13 protein-coding genes are annotated in these 18,456 nt (G+C 73.1%); 8 read left to right on the top strand and 5 right to left on the bottom strand.

Annotated features, from left to right (window positions below; genetic code table 11):
- Positions 1–112 precede the first annotated feature (112 nt).
- The 4 genes from ACZ34W_RS06480 to ACZ34W_RS06465 all read left to right on the top strand — a co-directional run bounded on the left by ACZ34W_RS06480 (position 113) and on the right by ACZ34W_RS06465 (position 2,310).
- Positions 113–973, top strand: a complete 861-nt coding sequence (locus tag ACZ34W_RS06480; protein WP_465602176.1) for a hypothetical protein — start codon at positions 113–115, stop codon at positions 971–973.
- Between the two features lie 61 nt (positions 974–1,034).
- Positions 1,035–1,394 carry a type II toxin-antitoxin system RelE/ParE family toxin gene (locus tag ACZ34W_RS06475; protein WP_329489671.1) on the top strand — a complete coding sequence of 120 codons (360 nt, stop codon included), beginning with the start codon at positions 1,035–1,037 and terminating at the stop codon, positions 1,392–1,394.
- Between the two features lie 62 nt (positions 1,395–1,456).
- A complete protein-coding gene (locus ACZ34W_RS06470; RefSeq protein WP_329489670.1) occupies positions 1,457–1,867 on the top strand; it encodes a helix-turn-helix domain-containing protein in 411 nt (136 codons plus the stop codon).
- Positions 1,867–2,310: a hypothetical protein gene (locus ACZ34W_RS06465; RefSeq protein WP_329489669.1), complete on the top strand. Its 444-nt coding sequence runs from the start codon at positions 1,867–1,869 to the stop codon at positions 2,308–2,310. Before ACZ34W_RS06470 ends, ACZ34W_RS06465 begins: the two co-directional genes overlap by 1 nt.
- A 407-nt stretch (positions 2,311–2,717) precedes the next feature.
- Here the strand turns inward: ACZ34W_RS06465 and ACZ34W_RS06460 are convergent, their stop codons facing one another.
- From ACZ34W_RS06460 to ACZ34W_RS06445, 4 genes are all read right to left on the bottom strand, one after another.
- A complete protein-coding gene (locus tag ACZ34W_RS06460) occupies positions 2,718–3,194 on the bottom strand; it encodes an ATP-binding protein (RefSeq protein WP_329489668.1) in 477 nt (158 codons plus the stop codon).
- 198 nt (positions 3,195–3,392) lie between these two features.
- Positions 3,393–4,670 carry a L,D-transpeptidase gene (locus ACZ34W_RS06455; protein WP_465602172.1) on the bottom strand — a complete coding sequence of 426 codons (1,278 nt, stop codon included), beginning with the start codon at positions 4,668–4,670 and terminating at the stop codon, positions 3,393–3,395.
- Between the two features lie 202 nt (positions 4,671–4,872).
- Entirely contained in the window at positions 4,873–6,096 is a 1,224-nt protein-coding gene (locus ACZ34W_RS06450) for a L,D-transpeptidase (RefSeq protein WP_380387422.1), read from the bottom strand.
- Positions 6,097–6,364: 268 nt separating this feature from the next.
- Positions 6,365–7,600, bottom strand: a complete 1,236-nt coding sequence (locus tag ACZ34W_RS06445) for a L,D-transpeptidase (RefSeq protein ID WP_329489665.1) — start codon at positions 7,598–7,600, stop codon at positions 6,365–6,367.
- A gap of 289 nt (positions 7,601–7,889) precedes the next feature.
- Here ACZ34W_RS06445 and glgX point away from each other — a divergent pair, with 289 nt between their 5' ends.
- The 4 genes from glgX (at position 7,890) to ACZ34W_RS06425 (ending at position 14,780) form a co-directional block, all read left to right on the top strand.
- The gene (gene glgX, locus ACZ34W_RS06440) at positions 7,890–10,094 is read left to right on the top strand and encodes a glycogen debranching protein GlgX (RefSeq protein WP_352289456.1); all 2,205 of its coding nucleotides are present in this window, start codon (positions 7,890–7,892) and stop codon (positions 10,092–10,094) included.
- A 101-nt stretch (positions 10,095–10,195) separates the two neighbouring features.
- A complete protein-coding gene (locus ACZ34W_RS06435) occupies positions 10,196–12,025 on the top strand; it encodes an ABC transporter ATP-binding protein (protein ID WP_465602169.1) in 1,830 nt (609 codons plus the stop codon).
- Positions 12,022–13,899, top strand: a complete 1,878-nt coding sequence (locus ACZ34W_RS06430) for an ABC transporter ATP-binding protein (protein WP_465602167.1) — start codon at positions 12,022–12,024, stop codon at positions 13,897–13,899. Before ACZ34W_RS06435 ends, ACZ34W_RS06430 begins: the two co-directional genes overlap by 4 nt.
- Before the next feature lie 128 nt (positions 13,900–14,027).
- Positions 14,028–14,780, top strand: coding sequence for a class I SAM-dependent methyltransferase (locus ACZ34W_RS06425; protein ID WP_329489661.1), 753 nt, complete (start codon positions 14,028–14,030; stop codon positions 14,778–14,780).
- Between the two features lie 57 nt (positions 14,781–14,837).
- Here the strand turns inward: ACZ34W_RS06425 and glgP are convergent, their stop codons facing one another.
- Positions 14,838–17,549: an alpha-glucan family phosphorylase gene (glgP, locus tag ACZ34W_RS06420; RefSeq protein ID WP_465602164.1), complete on the bottom strand. Its 2,712-nt coding sequence runs from the start codon at positions 17,547–17,549 to the stop codon at positions 14,838–14,840.
- Positions 17,550–18,456 lie beyond the last annotated feature (907 nt).

The following is an 18,456-nucleotide window of genomic DNA, read 5'->3' as shown; positions in this document are numbered from 1 at the left end:
CCATCCGCATATCGCATGCCACACGGTCTACAGCGACAGGTGACCATCCGTCAGCAAAACGGCAGATCTACCACCCCAAAGAGCTGATGTCAGTAGCGCTGCCCTGCCCCCGATGGCGTCCCCCGGCTACGGAAAGCGTTCGGCGCCGGGCCAAAATCCCCCTCGCGCCGACGACTTCGCGCACCTTCCCACCCGTGAGGCCTACCTGGCGCGGCTGGTCGACCGGCTGCCCGAGGGCGCCGCGATGGACACCAAGACCCTCGCCCGCGAGCAGCCGCACTACGGCCAGCAGGCCGTCCGCAGCGCGCTCAACCGGCTCTCCGTCGCCGGTCACCTGCGCCGCGTCCGCGAGCGGGTCGACGGCGACCGTACGCAGTGGGTGTTCCGCACCTACTTCTCCCGGACGCCCCGGGACGACGCCTGGTGGTCCCGCTTCCTGACCGTCGGCGACACGGACGGCAGTGCCGACACCGGCCCCGCGCAGGTTCACCCGGACGAGCGGCCCCACCCCCGCGTGAACCGGTCACCCGCCTACCGGGCCCTCGCCGCCCTCGGGCTCGCCGACCCCCGGCTCGCGCTCTCGGCGCGCGACTGCGACTCCCTCGAACCGCTCGCCGCCCAGTGGCTCGCGCGCGGGGCCGGTACGGCGTACCTCACCAGCGCGCTGACCGCCGGGCTCCCGCCGGCCGTCCACAGCCCGGCGGCCTTCGTCCACCGCCGCCTGGCCGACAAGATGCCGCCCGAACGCACCGGGGAGCCGACGGCGCCGGTCACCCGCGTCCTGGAGTGCACCGGCTGCCGCACCCCGAGCCGGCCGCAGGCCCTCCTCGGCGGCCTCTGCCGGGCCTGCCGGGCGGGCGCCTCCGACGCCCCGCCACCGCGGGCCCGGCTCTCGCCCCAGGCCGTGCACCGGCACGCCGCCCGGGTGCGCGCCTCGGTCCGTCCCAACCCGTCCGCACGGCAGCCGCATTGATCTCCCCTTCACCCCCTCCCCCCTAGACTGCCGACCGGCGCACGGGCCGAGGGGGTGGGCGTTGAACACACGGGAGTGGTCCTTCTACGAGGGCGCGGACGGTTCGACGCCCCTGGTCAAGGACCTGCAGAAGGCCCGGCTGGCCAGCCACGAGCGGGCCCGGCTGTTCGTCCTGATGAACCGGGTCAAGGAGCGGCAGACCCTGCCGGGGGACGTCAAGGACCTCGGCAACGACCTCCTGGAGGTGCGGCTCACCGGCGATCACCGCACCTTCCGGCTGCTCTTCGCGGAGGAGGGCGAGGGCCTGGTCCTGCTCGCCCTGTCGTTCTTCCAGAAGAAGTCCCAGAAGACCCCGCCGAACGAGCGCGGCGCCGCGGAGCGGCGGCTCAGGGAGTGGCGGAACCGGCCGTCGGCGGGCTGAGTTCCCGGTTCTCGATATCGGCTTCGGGCGATAATGTTGAAGCACTCTGAGGGGAGGCGGCCATGGCACCCACGCTGCACGATCTACTCGACCTCGACCCGGACGATCCCCGCGTCGCCGCGAGCCTGGCCGACGCGCAGGCCTACGCCGAACTCGTGGAGACCCTGGTGGTGGCCCGCAAGAAGCGCGGTCTGACCCAGCGCGACGTGGCGGACCTGATGGGGACGTCGCAGTCGACGATCTCCGAGTTCGAGCGGGTGGGCGGCGACGCCCGCTACTCCACGCTCCAGCGGTACGCCCGCGCGGTCGACGCCCGGCTGTACAGCCTGGTCGACCACACCGCCGCGGACCTGACGCCCGCCTGGAAGCCCGCGCCCGTCGAGGTGCAGGTCCGGGTGGCCGTCCGCGAGCGCGGGGCGCGGTCCCGGCCGACCGCCTGGGGCGACGACGCGCAGCGGTCGGTGACCGTCTGATGGCCGGTTCGCCCGCCCGCCGGGGGGTCCGGCGCTTCGCCACCCTCGACGAGCTCTCCGCCGCCACCGAGCTGGAGGACGTCACCTTCCTGGAGGTCTCCGGCCGGCGCCTCTTCGACCAGCAGGAGCCGCGCAGCGGGGCGGAGAACCGGACCACGCTCGCGGTCTGGCTCCGCGAGGGCGACGACGGGACCACCCTGGAGGTTCGCTGCCGGCTGGAACTGGGGAGCGCCCAGGCCGACTTCGTGGTGGACGCGGCGGCGGCCTTCTCGCTGGGGGCGCCGTTCGAGCTTCCCGCCGAACTGCAGCAGCTGTTCGTCGACCGGATCGGCGTGACGGTGCTCTACCCGTACCTGCGGGAGGCCCTCCAGGGCAGCGCCACCAAGCTCGGCGTCGACACCCCGCTGCTCTCGCTGCGCGGCCCGGGGCAGGGCGTCCGCTAGCGCTCGGACCGCCGGCCCCGACAGGGCCTCGTCACAGAGCCTCGTCACAGGGTCTACACGGCTCGCTCATGAATAATCTCAGGCGACAGCGTTAACCTATGCAAAATCCAAAGGTGAACTAGGTTACAAACCTTGAAATCAAAGCCAGCCGGTTTGCCCACATGCTGAGATCCGTGCGATAGTCGAGATGTCCGGCGGCGGACGACGACGACCCGCCGAGGACACCGAGACTACGGCCCGCCCGACCTGGCACGGCCGTCGCCCATCGTGTCGGCACGCACCCCCTTGGCCGCGCGATGACTTGCAGGGGCCCCCACGCACCGGAACACGGTGGATCGGGGGCCCTGCGCGTTTTCCGGCCACGGCCACGGCTGCGGCGCGACCGCGGCGGGGGCCGCCGCGACGCCTCAGTGGCGCTCGCGCACCTTGAGCTCGAACCAGACGCCCTTGCCGCGCGGCAGCAGATCGGCGCCCCAGCGGTCGGCGAGGTCGTCGACGACCTTGAGCCCGCGCCCGTACTCGTTGATCGGCAGCGGCTCGGCCATGATCAGACAGGGCAGCGCCCGCGAGGAGTCCCGCACCTCGACCCGCAGCCAGCCGGGCTTGCGCGACACCTGGACGCCGATGGTCCGCCCGGCCGCGTGCCGCACCGCGTTGGCCACCAGCTCGCTGGTGAGCAGCTCGCCGACCTCCAACTGCTGGTGCAGCTCCCAGGACTCCAGCACCGAGAGCACCAGCCGGCGGGCCAGCGGCCCGGACTCCGGCCTCGACGGCAACCGCATCTCGCCCGGTGCCGACTGGTCGCACAGCCTGCCGAAGTACATCCGCTCCAGCTCCTCGGAGCTGAGCCGCTCCAGGGCCGCCAGCGCGTCCTGGAAGCACATCCACGATGCCTCAGCGACCAAGCTCGACCCAGGAAGTGATGACTGATCTGTTTCGCCCCAACCCGCCATGCGGTCCATCATTGCGGAACGCAAGCGGCCGCGTACGGACAATGAGCAAACGATCACTACCCGCTCGGCATATGCCGGGTGCAACCCGGGCCGGGTGCGCGTCAAGCCCGGGTTGCCGCAAACCGCCTCCTACCAGGCACTCCAGGCCAGGTTCCAGCCGCTGAGGCCGTTGTCCGGAGCCACCGTGCCGCGCGAGGAATTCCGCACCGTCACGATGTCGCCGATCAGCGAGCCGTCGTAGAAGGTGCCCGCCGAGGTGCCGTCGCCGCCGCCCTTGACGTCCTTGAGGCCGACGCAGCCGTGGCTGACGTTGTCCTTGCCGAAGGCGCTGCTCCAGTAGTTGCCGTGTACGTACGTGCCGGACGTGGTCAGCCGCATCGAGTGCGGCACCTGGAGGTCGTACGGGTCCCCGGTCATCCCGGGCATGCTGCTGGACTGCATCCGCACCACGCCTTCCTTGGACATCACCACCATGGTGCCGTTCCAGGTGGGGTGCTCCGAGGAACCGGAGGTGATGTCGACGACGGAGCTCCTGCCGTCGTTGACCACCGTCATCTTGTGCGTCTTCGCGTCAACCGTCGAGACCTGCGATCGCCCGATCGTGAAGGGCTCGTCCCGGTCCACGCCGCCGTACACGCCGGGGGCGAGCTCCACGTTCTTCAGCCGGTAGTGGACGGTGACCTTCGTCCCCGGCTTCCAGTACGCCTCGGGGCGGAAGTCCAGCCGGCGGTTGCCGAACCAGTGGCCCTTCACCACGGTGCCGTTGTCGGACTCGAAGGTGATGCCCTTGGCGACCGCCTCCTTGTTCTTCACGTCCTTGTCGAAGTCGACCGAGACGATCATGCCGACCCCGTAGGTGGCGTTGTCCTCGACGTTGTCGCTCGCCTTCGCCTCGCGCTCGGGCGTCAGCGTGGTGAAGCCGCTGTCCGCCGAGGCGACCACGCCGTTGGCGTCCGCCGCCATCGCGCTCACCTGGTAGGCGGTGCCGACCGCCAGGCCGGCCGTCGGCGTCCAGCTGCCGCCGTCGGCGGCGATCGTCCCGGCGACCTCCTTGCCGGTCCGGTCGCTCACCTTGACCGTGGTGAGCTTGCCGCCCGCCACCGCGACCTTGAGCGCGCCGCTCGGGGCCACGTCCACCGCGCCGTTCTTCGGCTGGATGTCCAGCACCGCCGCCGACACCTTCGGCGCCGCCGGGGTCGACGCGGGGGCATCGGCCGGCGCCGCCCCGGAGGCCGGTGCCGCTCCGGACGCCGGCGCGGAGGCGGTCGCCGCGACGCCCGCCGCGCCCCCCAGGTCCGCCTTGGCCGCGCTCCCGCCGGCCGCGCCGTCGCCCCCGCCGCACGCGCTGGTCAGCACCAGCGCGCCGCCCATCAGACCGGCGGCCACCACTGTCCGTATCGACCTCATGTCGACTCCTCCCGTTGATCCCGCTCGACCACGAGGGGACTCGACAGATACACGCGCCATCCACCGGAAAGGTTGCGCCATCCGGGCGACGATCACGCCACGAACGACGACCGGCCCGACCCCAACGAGTGAGGATCGGGCCGGTCGTCGTCGAACCGGGACTACCGGGGCTGCCGCCGGGGTAGAGCGTGTGTCGCCGGACCTACCAGTTGGCCCAGCCGATGTTCCAGCCGCCGAGCCCGTTGTCGGGCGCGACGGTCTTCTCCTTGGTGTTCACGATCTTCACCACGTCGCCGACCAGCGAGTCGTTGAAGAACTTGCCCGCCACCGAGGTGTCACTGCCGCCCTTCTCGTCGGCCATCGAGACGCAGCCGTGGCTCGCGTTGGACTTGCCGAAGGGGTTGGCCCAGTAGTTGCCGTGCACGAAGGTGCCGGAGGTGGTGAGCCGCATCGCGTGCGGGACGTCCTGGATGTCGTACTCGCCGCCGAGACCGACGGTCTGCGAGTTCATCCGGGTGACCTTCTCCTTGGACATGATCACCATGGTGCCGCCCCAGGAGGGGGTCGCGTCGGCGCCGAGGGTGACCGGCACCGTGGTGCTCTTGCCGTCCCGGACGGTCGTCATCGTGTGGGCGGCCGCGTCGGCCGTCGAGACCTGGGAGCGGCCGATGGTGAACGGCTCGTCCTTGTCCACGTCGCCGTAGATGCCGGGGGCGACCTCGACGTTCTTCAGCCGGTAGTGGATGGTGACCTTCGTCCCCGGCTTCCAGTACTCGGCCGGGCGGAAGTCCAGCCGCTTGGTGCCGAACCAGTGGCCCTTCACCTCGGTGGCGGCGCCGTCGCTGGTCTCGAAGGTGATCCCCTTCGCCACGGCCTCCTTGTTCTTCACGTCCTTGTTGAAGACCACCGAGACGATCATGCCGACGCCGTAGGTGGCGTTGTCGGCGATGTTGTCGTTCGTGGAGATCGTCTTCGCCGGGGTCAGCGTGGTGAACGAGGTCGTCGACGCCGTCACCAGGCCCTCGGCGTCCTGGGCCTGCGCGCTCACCTTGTAGACCATGCCGACGGCCAGGGGCGCGCTGGGCTTCCAGCCGGAGCCGTCCGGCGTGATCGCCCCGGCGACCGGCTTGCCCTCCTTGTCGGTGACCTCGACGGTGGTGAGCTTGCCGCTCGCGACCGAGACGGCCAGCGCGTTGGTCGGCGAGACGTCCTGGGCACCGTCCTTCGGCTCGACGGTCAGCACCGCGGCCGAGGTCTTCGGCGCCGCCGAGCTCTGGCCGGGCGCCGGAGCGCCCCCACCGTTGGCACCCGCCGTGGCGGCCGCGTCACCCCCGCCGCTGCCCCCGTCACTGCCCTTGTCGTCCCCACATGCCGCGGTGAGCAGCAGCACCCCGCCCATCGCGAGCGCCACTGCGCCTCGGCGCATCCGACGGCTGGTGGTCCCTATCGCGGCGTCGTCCGCCAAAACCGGCTTCACGGTTTCTCCCCTCCCGGTGTCCATCCAGATGGACGCGTGTTCGCCCGGACGGGTTGCACCGGACCGGCGATCTTCCGCGCCGGTCTTCGGCGCGGCAAGCAGGATAGCTGGGCCGAATGAGTGAACCCCGGGGGGAGTGCGGTGAATCACAGGTGGAACAGCGGTGAAGACCGGCGGGAGGGTCACCGCCCCGCAGCCGGGGCCAGGGGCCGGTGGCTCAGCGCTCGATCGCGCTGCCCGCGACCCACTGGGCCCAGGGCAGGTTCCAGCCGTTGAACCCGTTGCTCGGCGGGACGGCGTCCCCGGTGGCCGCCTTCACCTCGATCACGTCCCCGGGGATGGTGTGCTCGAACAGCCAGCCCGCCGGGGTGTCCTTGCTCGTCCCGCCCTTGGCGTCGGCCAGGCCGATGCAGCCGTGGCTGGTGTTGGCCGTGCCGAACACCGCCGGGTCGGCCCAGTAGTTGCCGTGGATGAAGGTGCCGGAGGTGGTCAGCCGCATCGCGTGCGGGACGTCCTTGATGTCGTACTCGTCGCCCATCCCGACGGTCTGCGAGTTCATCCTGGTCGTGCGGTACTTCTCGGAGACCACCAGCACGCCCCGGTAGGTGGTGTGCTTCGGGTCCCCGCCGGACACCTTGAGCGTGCGCACCACCTTGCCGCCCGCCCCGGCCCGCACGGTCAGGGTGTGGGCGTCCAGGTCCACCGTGGAGACCTGGGCCCGCCCGACGGTGAACCGGACGTCCCTGGTCTGGGTGCCGAACGCGCCCGGCGCCCCCTGCACGTCCTTGAGCCGCAGCGCCACCGCGACCTTGGTGCCGGCCGCCCAGTAGGCCTTCGGCCGGACGTCCAGCCGCTGGGTGCCGAACCAGTGCGCGGCCAGCTCCACCGGCGGGTCGGCCGTCACCGTCACCGCCCGCTCGACGGCCGCCCGGTCGGTGATCGGGCGGCTGAAGCGCAGCGAGACGGGCATGCCGACGCCGACCGTGGAGCCGTCCTCCGGGGTGAAGAAGGCGACGAAGGTGTGCGCCCGGGCCACCGTCGAGAAGTCCGTGTGCTGGTTCGCCTTCTGGCCCTGGTCGTCCTCGGCCACCGAGTCCAGGGTGTACGCGGTGCCGAGCGGCAGGGGGCCGTTCGGCGCCCAGCTCGCACCGTCCGGGGAGAGCGTCCCGGCCACCTCGGTGCCCTTCGCGTCGGCCAGCCGGACGGAGACCAGCCGGCCCTGGGCCACCGAGACCCGGACCGCGCCGTCCGGCGGGACGTCCTCGGCGCCGTCGGCGGGCAGCGCGGTGATCGCCGCCCGGGAGGGGGCCGGCGGGGCCGTGTGCCCCGGGGCCGCCGCGTCCTGGGCCGGGCCGGCCGCCGGACCGCCCCCGCCGGCGCACCCCGTCAGCACCGCCAGGCTCCACCCCAGCGCCGCCGCACGGCGCGCCCACACCAGTACTCGGGGCCGCATTCCGGGGCCTCCCGCCGTTTCCGTCCGATACCCCGGACAACGAGGGCAATCCCGGCAGGACACGCGGACCGCCGGGTGAACCTCACTCCGGCGGCCCACCACCGGGCGGCCGGCGGCCCGGTGGTGGCCCCGGTTCGGGCCCGGGCGGCGTGCCCGAACCGCCCCCGCGGCGCGCGGCCCCCGGCCGCCATCCGCCGGTAAGCCACCGTTCAGCGGCTTCCGATCAGCAGGATCAGGGAAAGAGAAGGTGAACGGGGTCCGGGACACCCCGCCCAGGGAGGGTAGGGCCATGGCGTCAGGGCAGGAGCTGGAAGCCGGAGTGCGGCCGCGCGGCGGTACCGGCACCGAGCCACCGTGGCCCGGCAGCTGGCAGCCGCTCGGCGCCCGCTTCCGCACCGATGCCCAGGGCCGCCAGGGCACCAACTTCGCGCTCTGGGCGGCCGGCGCCGAGGCGGTCGACCTCTGCCTCTTCGACGAGGACGGCCAGGAGAGCAGACACCGCCTCACCGAGCAGAACTTCCAGACCTGGCACGGCTTCCTGCCCGGCGTCCGCCCGGGCACCCGGTACGGCTTCCGGGTCCACGGCCGCTGGGACCCGTGGACCGGCGCCCGGTGGAACCCGGCCAAGCTGCTGCTCGACCCCTACGCCCGGGCCGTCGACGGCTGTTACACCTCCCACGACGCGGTCTGCTCCGCCGTCCGCAACTGGCCCGAGGCCGACGTCGCCGACACCGTCCGGGACAACCGCGACTCGGCCCGCTACGTGCCCAGGTCCGTCGTGGTCCACGACGACGACGACTGGTACGACGACCACCGCCCGAAGACCCCCTGGGCGGAGACCGTGCTGTACGAGCTGCACGTGCGCGGCTTCACCATGCGCCACCCCGAGGTGCCGCCGGAGCTGCGCGGCACCTACGCGGGCCTCGCCCACCCCGCCGCCATCGCCCACCTCACCGGGCTCGGCGTCACCGCCGTCGAGCTGCTGCCGGTGCACCAGTACGCCAGCGAGGACCACCTCCAGGCCCGCGGCCTGGGCAACTACTGGGGGTACAACACCGTCGGCTTCTTCGCCCCGCACGCCGGCTACTCCTCCTCCGGCAGCCGCGGCGGCCAGGTGGGCGAGTTCAAGCGGATGGTGCGCGCGCTGCACGCCGCCGGCATCGAGGTCGTCCTCGACGTGGTCTACAACCACACCGCCGAGGGCGCCGAGCTGGGCCCCGCCCTCTCGCTGCGGGGCATCGACAACGCCGGGTACTACCGGCTGCCGCTGAACCGCCCGCGCGGCTACGCCGACTACACCGGCTGCGGCAACACCCTGGACACCCGGCGGCCGCAGGTGATCCGGCTGATCACCGACTCGCTGCGGTACTGGGTGACCGAGATGGGCGTGGACGGCTTCCGCTTCGACCTCGCCGCCGCGCTCGCCCGCGGCAGCGACGGCGTCGAGATGGACCACCCCTTCCTCGCCGCCGTCTCCCAGGACCCGGTGCTGAGCCGGGTCAAGCTGATCGCCGAGCCCTGGGACGTCGGCGCGGGCGGCTACCAGGTCGGCGGCTTCCCCCCGCTGTGGGCCGAATGGAACGACAAGTACCGGGACACCGTGCGGGACTTCTGGCGCGGCGCCCGCCCGGACGTCCGCGAGCTCGGCTACCGGCTCTCCGGCTCCTCCGACCTCTACCAGCGCGGCGGCCGGCGCCCCTACGCCTCGGTCAACTTCGTCACCGCGCACGACGGCTTCACCCTGCGCGACCTGGTCTCCTACGACCGCAAGCACAACGAGGCCAACGGCGAGGCCAACCGGGACGGCACCGACGACAACCGGTCCTGGAACCACGGCGCCGAGGGGGAGACCGCCGATCCGGCCGTCCACGCCCTGCGCCTGCGCCAGTTGCGCAACCTGATGGCCACCCTGCTGCTCTCCACCGGCGTCCCGATGATCACCGCCGGGGACGAGTTCGGCCGCACCCAGCGCGGCAACAACAACGCCTACTGCCAGGACAACGAGATCAGCTGGCTGGACTGGTCCCTGCTGGCGGACCGCGACTGGGCCGGGCTGCGCGACCTCACCGCCCGCCTCGTCCGGCTGCGCCGCGCCCACCCGGTGCTGCGGCAGCGGGCGTTCTTCTCCGGCCGGGCCGCCACCCCCGGCGGCCAGCCGGACCTGGCCTGGTTCACCCCGCGCGGCAAGGAGATGACCGAGGCCGACTGGTTCGCCCCCACGGCCTGCCTCGGGATGCTGCTCTCCGGCACCGCGATGTCCGAACGCGACCAGCACGGACGCCCGTTGCGCGACGACAGCTTCCTGCTGCTGCTCAACACCGGCCCCGACCCGGTGGCCTTCACGCTGCCCGGCGAACCCTGGGCCGCGCCGGACGCGCGGTACGAGACGGTGCTGGACACCGCGAGCGAGGAGAACGGCCCGCTCCCCTCCCCGGACACCGCCCTGCTCGGCGGGCACTCGCTGCGCCTGCTGCGCGCACCCGCCCCTCGCTGACCCCCGCACCCCACGCGTCCCGGTCACCGGTGGCCGGTTCTCGACGACAGGTGCGAAAAACCTGATGAGAAATGACGCGGGCCCGACCTACGCTCACGGCGATGGCCGAGAACCAAGCCCCCGCCCCCACGCCCGCCCACCGGTCGACGGTCCGCTCGCTGCTGCGCCTGTGGCCCTACGCCCGCGCGATCCGCTGGCGGCTGACCGCCTCGGTCGCCGCCGCGCTGTTCGCCGCGCTCAGCGTGCTGCTCGTCCCGATCGTTCTCGGCCGAATCGTCGACGGACCGATCACCGACCACGACGTCGGCGCGCTCTGGCCGCTGATCGGCCTGCTCCTGGCGCTCGGGCTCTTCGAGGCGGCCCTGTTCTACGCCCGCCGGGTCATCCTCGCCAAACCCCTGGCCGGGGTGGAGACGGCGATGCGCGGCGACCTCTTCGCCCGGCTGCAGCGGCTGCCGATCTCCTTCCACGACCGCTGGGGATCCGGCCAGTTGCTCTCCCGGGCGACCTCCGACATGTACACCATGCGGCTGTTCCTGGCCTTCCCGCTGGTCTTCCTGATCGTCAACACCGCGACCTTCCTCGCGGGCACCGCCCTGATGTTCACCCAGGACTGGCGGCTGGCCCTGATCGTGCTGGCGCCCGCCGTCCCGCTGATGGTGCTGACCCGGAGGTTCGAGGCCGGCTACTCCGGCGCCGCCCGGCTCGCCCAGGACCAGAACGGCGACCTCGCCACCGTCATCGAGGAGTCCATCCTCGGCATCCGCATCCTCAAGGCCTTCGGCCGCCACCGGTCGATGGCCGACCGCTTCCGGGCCCGGACGCACGACCTGCGCCGGACCGAGCTGCGCAAGGCCGGCCTGCTCGCCAACCTCTGGGCGGTCATCGTCGGCCTGCCCGAGCTGGCCCTCGGCTGCGCCCTCGCGGTCGGCTGCTACCTGGTGGCGCACGACGAGCTGAGCACCGGCACCCTGGTCGCCTTCCTCTCCACCGCGCTCGCGCTGCGCTGGCCGGTCGAGTCGCTGGGCTGGCTGCTCGCCTACGCCAACGAGGCCGCCACCGCCGCCGACCGCTTCTTCGAGGTGCTGGACGAGCCGCTGCCGGACGACGACACCGAGCCGGCCCCGGCCGACGCCGCCGACACCACGGCCACGACGCCGGGCTCCGCCCCCGACGGCATCCGGCTCACCGGCGTCCGCTTCCGCTACCCGGACGCCCCGCCCGACACCCCCGACCTGCTCCGGGGCATCGACCTGCACATCCGCAGCGGCGAGACGATGGCCCTGGTCGGTGCCACCGGCAGCGGCAAGACCACGCTCACCGCGCTGCTCCCCCGGCTGTACGACGCCACCGCCGGCACCATCACGCTGGACGGCCGCCCGATCCGCGAGCTGCCCCGCGAGCGGCTGCGGGAGCTGGTCTCGGTCGCCTTCGAGGAGCCGACCCTGTTCTCCGCCACCGTCCGGGAGAACGTGCTGATGGGCGCGCCCGGCGCCGGCCCCGAGCAGCTCGCCGCCGCGCTGGCCACCGCCCAGGCCGGCTTCGTCGAGAAGCTGCCCGACGGCGCCGGGACGGAGGTCGGCGAGCAGGGCCTCAGCCTCTCCGGCGGCCAGCGCCAGCGCCTGGCCCTGGCCCGCGCGGTGGTCGGCGCCCCGGCCTTCCTCGTCCTGGACGACCCGCTCTCCGCGCTGGACGTGCACACCGAGGCGCTCGTCGAGCGGGCCCTGCGGCAGGTGCTCGGCTCCACCACCGCGCTGGTGGTGGCCCACCGGCCGAGCACAGTGCTGCTCGCCGACCGGGTCGCGGTGCTCTCGGACGGCCGGATCGAGGCCGTCGGCACCCACCAGGAGCTGCTGCGCAGTTCGGCGCGCTACCGCGAACTGATGTCGGGCGACGCCGCCCTGGTACCGGAGAGGGGCGCCGCCCGATGACCACCACGCTCGAACCCGCCGAGAAGTCGGCGAAGTCCACGGAGGCGGCGAAGGCCGCGCCGGAGGAGGAGTTGCCCGCGCCCCCGGCCGACGAGGAGGACATCCCCGTCCCGCCGGGCGCGCCCCGGGCGCTGCTGCGCGCGCTGCTCGGCCCGCACCGGGCCCGGATCACCGTCGCGATGGTGGTGATCCTGCTCCAGCAGGCGGCGCTGCAGTCCGGTCCGCTGCTGGTGGCGATCGCCATGGACCGGGGCATCCCGGCACTGCGCGACCACGACGCCGGCCCGCTGGTCGCGGTGATCACCGCCTACCTCTCCTGCGCGCTGATCAGCACCGTGCTGCAGTGGGCGTTCATCAAGATCAGCGCCCGGATCAACCAGGGCATCCTGCTGGAGCTGCGCGGCCGGATCTTCCGGCACGCCCAGCGGCTCAGCCTGGACTTCCACGAGCGGTACACCTCGGGCCGGATCATCTCCCGCGCCACCTCCGACGTGGACGCGCTGCGCGAGCTGCTCTCCGAGGGCCTCCAGGAGCTGCTGACCGTCTTCCTCTCGGTCTTCTACATCTCGGTGCTGCTGCTGGTGATGGACTGGCGGCTGGGCCTGGTCTCGCTGGCCTCGTTCGTCCCCCTGTTCCTGATCGCCCGCTCGTTCCGGAGCCGCTCCCGCCGGGTCTACCGCCGCTCGCGCACCTCGGCCGCCTCGCTGATCGTGCGCTTCACCGAGACCATGAACGGCATCCGCCCCGTCCAGGCCTTCCGCCGCGAGCGGGCCAACGACGCCGCGTTCTCCGTGGTCAACCGGCAGTCGGCCGCCGCCACGGCGGACGGCCTGCTGGAGATCGCCCGCTACGTCGGCCTCTCCCGCGCCACCGCGAACGTCTGGAGCGCCGGTGTGGTGCTGCTCGGGGCCTTCCTGGTCACCGACGGCGCGGTGGAGCTCGGTGTGCTCACCGGTTTCGTGCTCTACCTGCGCCGCCTGTTCGACCCGATCGACCAGCTCGCGATGTTCCTGAACAGCTACCAGTCGGCCGCCGCCGCCCTGGAGAAGATCGCCGGCCTGCTCGCCCACGAGCCGACCGTCGCGGAGCCCGCCGAGCCGAAGGAGCTCCCGGCCCAGCGGTCCACCGCCGCGGCCAAGGGGCGCGAGGTGCACTTCGAGAAGACCGCCTTCGGCTACCGCTCCGGCAAGGAGGTGCTGCCCGCCTTCGACCTGGTGCTGCCGGCCGGCCAGACCGTGGCCGTGGTCGGGGCTACCGGCGCGGGCAAGTCGACGGTCGCCAAGCTGCTGGCCCGCTTCTACGACCCGACCGGCGGCCGGATCAGCCTCGACGGGGTGGACCTGCGCGACCTCGCCACGCCGGAACTGCGGCGCGGGGTGGTCATGGTGACGCAGGAGTCGTTCCTGTTCTCCGGCACCGTCGCCGAGAACATCGCGATCGGCCGTCCCGGTGCCTCACGCGCGGAGGTCGAGCAGGCCGCCCGGGACATCGGCGCGTACGAGTTCGTCGCCGCGCTGCCGGAGGGCTTCGACACCGACGTGCGCAAGCGCGGCGGCCGGATCTCGGCCGGCCAGCGCCAGCTGGTCGCCTTCGCCCGGGCCCTGCTGGCCGACCCGGCGGTGCTGATCCTGGACGAGGCGACCAGCTCGCTGGACGTGCCCGGCGAGCAGGCCGTCCAGCGGGCGATGCGCACCGTGCTGGCCGGGCGGACGGCCGTGATCATCGCCCACCGGCTCTCCACCGTCGAGATCGCCGACCGCGTCCTGGTGATGGACCAGGGCCGGATCGTCGAGGACGGCACCCCGCAGGAGCTGATCGATGGCTCCGGCCGCTTCGCCGAGCTGCATCAGGCCTGGCGGGACAGCCTGGTCTGACCGCGCCGCTAGAGTAATAGCCTCTAGGCCCTTTCATCCATTACCGAAAGGGCCTAGAGTCGTCCCCGGGACCGACCGGGCCGCACCGGCCCGCACCGGTCCGCAGGCCGACGACCTAGGGAGCGGACGTGACCGACCGGACGCACTGGCAGGACTGGCAGCGCAGCTGGGACCGCCAGCAGGAGTGGTACCTGCCCGACCGCGAGGAGCGGTTCCGCGCCATGCTGGACGTCGTCGAGGCGGTCGCCGGCCCCGAGCCGCGCGTCCTCGACCTGGCCTGCGGCACCGGCAGCATCAGCGAACGACTGCTCGCCCGGCTGCCCGGCGCGGTCAGCGTCGGCGTCGACCAGGACCCGGCGCTGATGGCCATCGCCCGCGGCATCTTCGCCGACGAGCCCCGGTTCACCCTGGTGACCGCCGACCTCAAGGACCCGGACTGGGCCACCCGGCTCCCGCCCGGCCCGTTCGACGCCGTGGTGACCGCCACCGCCCTGCACTGGCTGCCCACCGACGACCTCGTCCGGCTGTACGGGGACCTCGCCGAGCTGGTCCGCCCCGGGGGCGTCTTCCTCAACGCCGACCACACCCCCGAGTCGACGATCCCGCTGCTCACCGCGGCCGACGAGGCCTTCCAGCAGCGGCGCCAGGAACGCGAGCGAGCCGACGGCGTGCTCGACTGGGCCGGCTGGTGGGCGGCGGCCGCGGCCGACCCGCTGCTCGCCGAGGAGGTCGCCGCCCGCAACGCGCTCTACGGCTCGCACGCCCAGGGCGCCGTGCACCCCGCCGACTGGCACACCGCCCGGCTCGTCGAGACCGGGTTCCGCGAGGCCGGGGTGGCCTGGCGCTCCGTCACCGACTCCCTGGTCGCCGCCGTCCGCTAGGCCCCGCCCGGCCGGGCGGGGTGGGGAGAGCCGGACCGACCGGCCCTCCCCACCCGTTCAGCGCAGCAGCCCCGCGTCCATCCCGGTGGATTCCGGCGGCAGCGCCACCAGGCCCAGCTCGGCCGGCGAGGCCAGCCGCGGATGGGCCGGCAGCACCCGGACGGTGTACCCGAACGGGCCCGTCCGGCAGAGCTCCAGCGAGCCCTCGTAGCGGGTGCGCCCGTCGAGGTCCGGCCCGCCGACCGGCTTGAGGGCGAGCAGGCAGGCGTCCGAGATGCCGTCCGACTCGTCCACCCGGCCGGAGACCACCTGCACCTCCACGTCACCGGGCTCCAGCGCGCCGAGCGCGACCTGCACCCGCAGCGCCAGCGAGCTGCCCAGCTCCTGCGCCTCGTCCGGGCACTCCGCCTCGACGTGCTCGACCCGGACGGCCGGCCAGGCCTCCCGGACCTTGGCCTTCCAGCCGGCCAGCTCGCGGGCCCCCGCGTACGGGCCGGTCACCGGCCCGCCGGGCACCGCCGCCGCCAGCTCCCGCTGGGCCAGCGCCGCCGGGGTGTACAGCCGCTCGACGTACTCGCGGACCATCCGCCCCGCCAGCACCTTGGGCCCGAGGGTGACCAGGGTGTGCCGGACCATGGCGATCCAGCGGTGCGGCAGCCCGTCCGCGCCCCGGTCGTAGAACCGGGCGGCCACCTGGTGCTCGATCAGGTCGTACAGTGCGGCGGCCTCGATGTCGTCCCGCCGCTCGGCCTCGCCGCTCTCCGGGTCGAGGACGCCGGCGCTCTCGTCGGCGGTGGGGATCGCCCAGCCGTTCTGGCCGTCGTACCACTCGTCCCACCAGCCGTCCAGGACGGACAGGTTGAGGCAGCCGTTCAGCGCGGCCTTCATCCCCGAGGTGCCGCAGGCCTCCAGCGGGCGGAGCGGGTTGTTCAGCCAGACGTCGCACCCCGGGTAGAGGTGGCGGGCCATCGCCATGTCGTAGTCCGGCAGGAAGACGATCCGGTGCCGGACGGCCGGGTCGTCGGCGAAGGCGACCATCTGCTGGATCAGCCGCTTGCCGCCGTCGTCGGCCGGGTGGGCCTTGCCGGCGACCACGATCTGCACCGGCCTGGTCGGGCTCAGCAGCAGGGCGCGCAGCCGCTCCTGGTCGCGCAGCATCAGGGTGAGCCGCTTGTAGGAGGGCACCCGGCGGGCGAACCCGATGGTGAGCACGTCCGGGTCGAGCACCGAGGAGACCCAGCCGAGCTCGGCCTCGCCGGCGCCGCGCTGGCGCCAGGAGGCGCGCAGCCGGTGGCGGGCCTCGTCGACGAGCTGGGCGCGCAGGCTGCGGCGCAGCTCCCAGATCTCGCTGTTGCCGATCCGCTCCAGGCCCGTCCAGCGCTTGGCGTCCCCGGTGGTCATGGCGTCCTCGGCGCGGTCGGCGCCGATCTCGGCGGCGCCGAGCCGGACGACCGCCGGGTCGATCCAGGTCGCCGCGTGGACGCCGTTGGTGACCGAGGTGATCGGGACGTCCGCGGCGTCGAATCCCGGCCAGAGTCCGTTGAACATGGAACGGCTGACCTCGCCGTGCAGGGTCGAGACGCCGTTGGCGCGCTGGGCGAGCCGCAGGCCCATCGCCGCCATGTTGAACAGCTTCGGGTCCCCGCCGCGCCAGGTCTCGGCGCCGAGCGCGAGCACCTGGTCGGCCGGGACGCCGGGCAGTGCCGCGTCGCCGCCGAAGTGGCGGGCGACCAGGTCCCGGTCGAAGCGGTCGATGCCGGCCGGGACGGGCGTGTGGGTGGTGAACAGGGTGCCGGCCCGGACGGCCTCCAGGGCGGCGGCGAAGTCCAGACCGGGCTCGGCCGGACCGTCGGTGATCAGCTCGCGGATCCGCTCGATCCCGAGGAAGCCGGCGTGGCCCTCGTTGGTGTGGAAGACCTCGGGCGCGGGGTGGCCGGTGAGCCGGCAGTAGGCGCGCACCGCACGGACGCCGCCGATGCCGAGCAGCATCTCCTGGAGCAGCCGGTGCTCGCTGCCACCGCCGTACAGGCGGTCGGTGACGTCGCGCTCGGCGGCCGAGTTCGCCTCGATGTCGGAGTCGAGCAGCAGCAGCGGCACCCGCCCGACCTGGGCCCGCCAGACGTGCGCGGCGAGGGTGCGGCCGCCGGGCAGCGCGAGGTCGATCCGGCAGGGGGCGCCGTCACTCTCCCGGAGCAGCGTGACGGCGAGTTCGTCCGGGTCGAGGAGCGGGTAGCGCTCCTGCTGCCAGCCGTCCCGGTTGAGGGACTGCCGGAAGTAGCCGTGGCGGTAGAACAGCCCGACGCCGATGATCGGCACGCCGAGGTCGCTGGCCGCCTTGAGGTGGTCGCCGGCCAGGATGCCGAGGCCGCCGGAGTACTGGGGCAGCGCCGCGGCGATGCCGTACTCGGGCGAGAAGTAGGCGACGGCGGTGGGCTGCGCGGCATCGGCGACCGGTTGGTCGAGGCCGTGCTGGGCGGCCTGGTACCAGCGCGGTCCGGCCAGGTACTCCCGCAGGTCGTCGGCGAGGTCGCCGAGTCTGCGCAGGAACCGGCGGTCGGTGGCCAGCGCGGCGAGCCGCGCGGCCGGGACCTCGCCCAGCAGGCGCACCGGGTCCTCCCCCGTGGCCGCCCAGACCTCCGGGTCCACGGACCGGAAGAGGTCCCTGGTCTCGGGATGCCAGGACCAGCGCAGGTTGAGGGCCAGCTCGTGCAACGGCTGGAGTTGTTCGGGCAGGACAGTGCGGACGGTGAATCTGCGGATTGCCTTCACGGCGTGAAGCGTAGCCCCGGCGGCTGTCATGAGGGCGCGTCAAGTGGACTATTGAGCCTCCGTTCGGCCTATTGATGAGATCGCATTCGGCGCATTGGGCTGCACAGGGGGCGCGCGCGGCGCACGTTCCGTCGGATCGCGCTACCAATGCGTGAACATTGCGGAACAGATCCATTTCCACCGGCGGAGCCGCCCCGGACAAAGCCCGAAACTACTGTCGTACCGCTGCAAAAGTCCGGTCGCCGGTGCGACTATGAACCAAGGTCGTGGATGCTGCGGGGAGTGCAGCGACGGGTGGCGCCCTCCTTGAAGCAGCACGTCCGAATCCTTTTCGCGTTGATCGGTTCCCAACCTCCTTAGCCCATTCGGCGCTCACCGCGCGCCGCCGCGTGTCCTGGGACTCGGCCTGCTCGTTCACGGGTGGGTTGGGTCGCCCAGGGGCGTGCCCCGAGAGGCGTGCGCCGGGACGCGCGCGGGCTCTCGGGCGCCCCGCCAGGGGCTCGGCGGGAGCGGGGCAGGTTGCCGGGGACGGCGGCGCGGGCAGGCTTCCGGTCGCACGTCCTCCCCACCCAGCAGTCCTCCCGGTACTCCCCCCGGCCGGCCCGGCCCGCGGGAGCTGCCGCCGATCTCGGGCAGGAGTTTGGCATGCACGGCGACACGCGGGACCAGTCCACACCGGTGGCCGAAAGCCACGACGCAGCGGTCGCGGAATCCGCCGGACGGACGGATTCTGACACTCGGACAGACGCGGCGATGCCGGGACCCCGGGGCGCCGCGGCCGACCGTCCGGAGCAGCCGTCCGAACCGGCCCGACAACCCGGGACCGAGGAGAGCCGGCCGGCGGCACCCCGCAGGCGCACCACCACGCGCCGCACCGCCGCCACCGGCGCCGAGGTCACCACCGCCG

The sequence above is a fragment of the Kitasatospora sp. NPDC022856 genome, assembly GCF_055561235.1.
The sequence above is the reverse complement of the archived record's forward strand: the minus strand, read 5'-3'. Positions and strand labels throughout refer to the sequence as shown.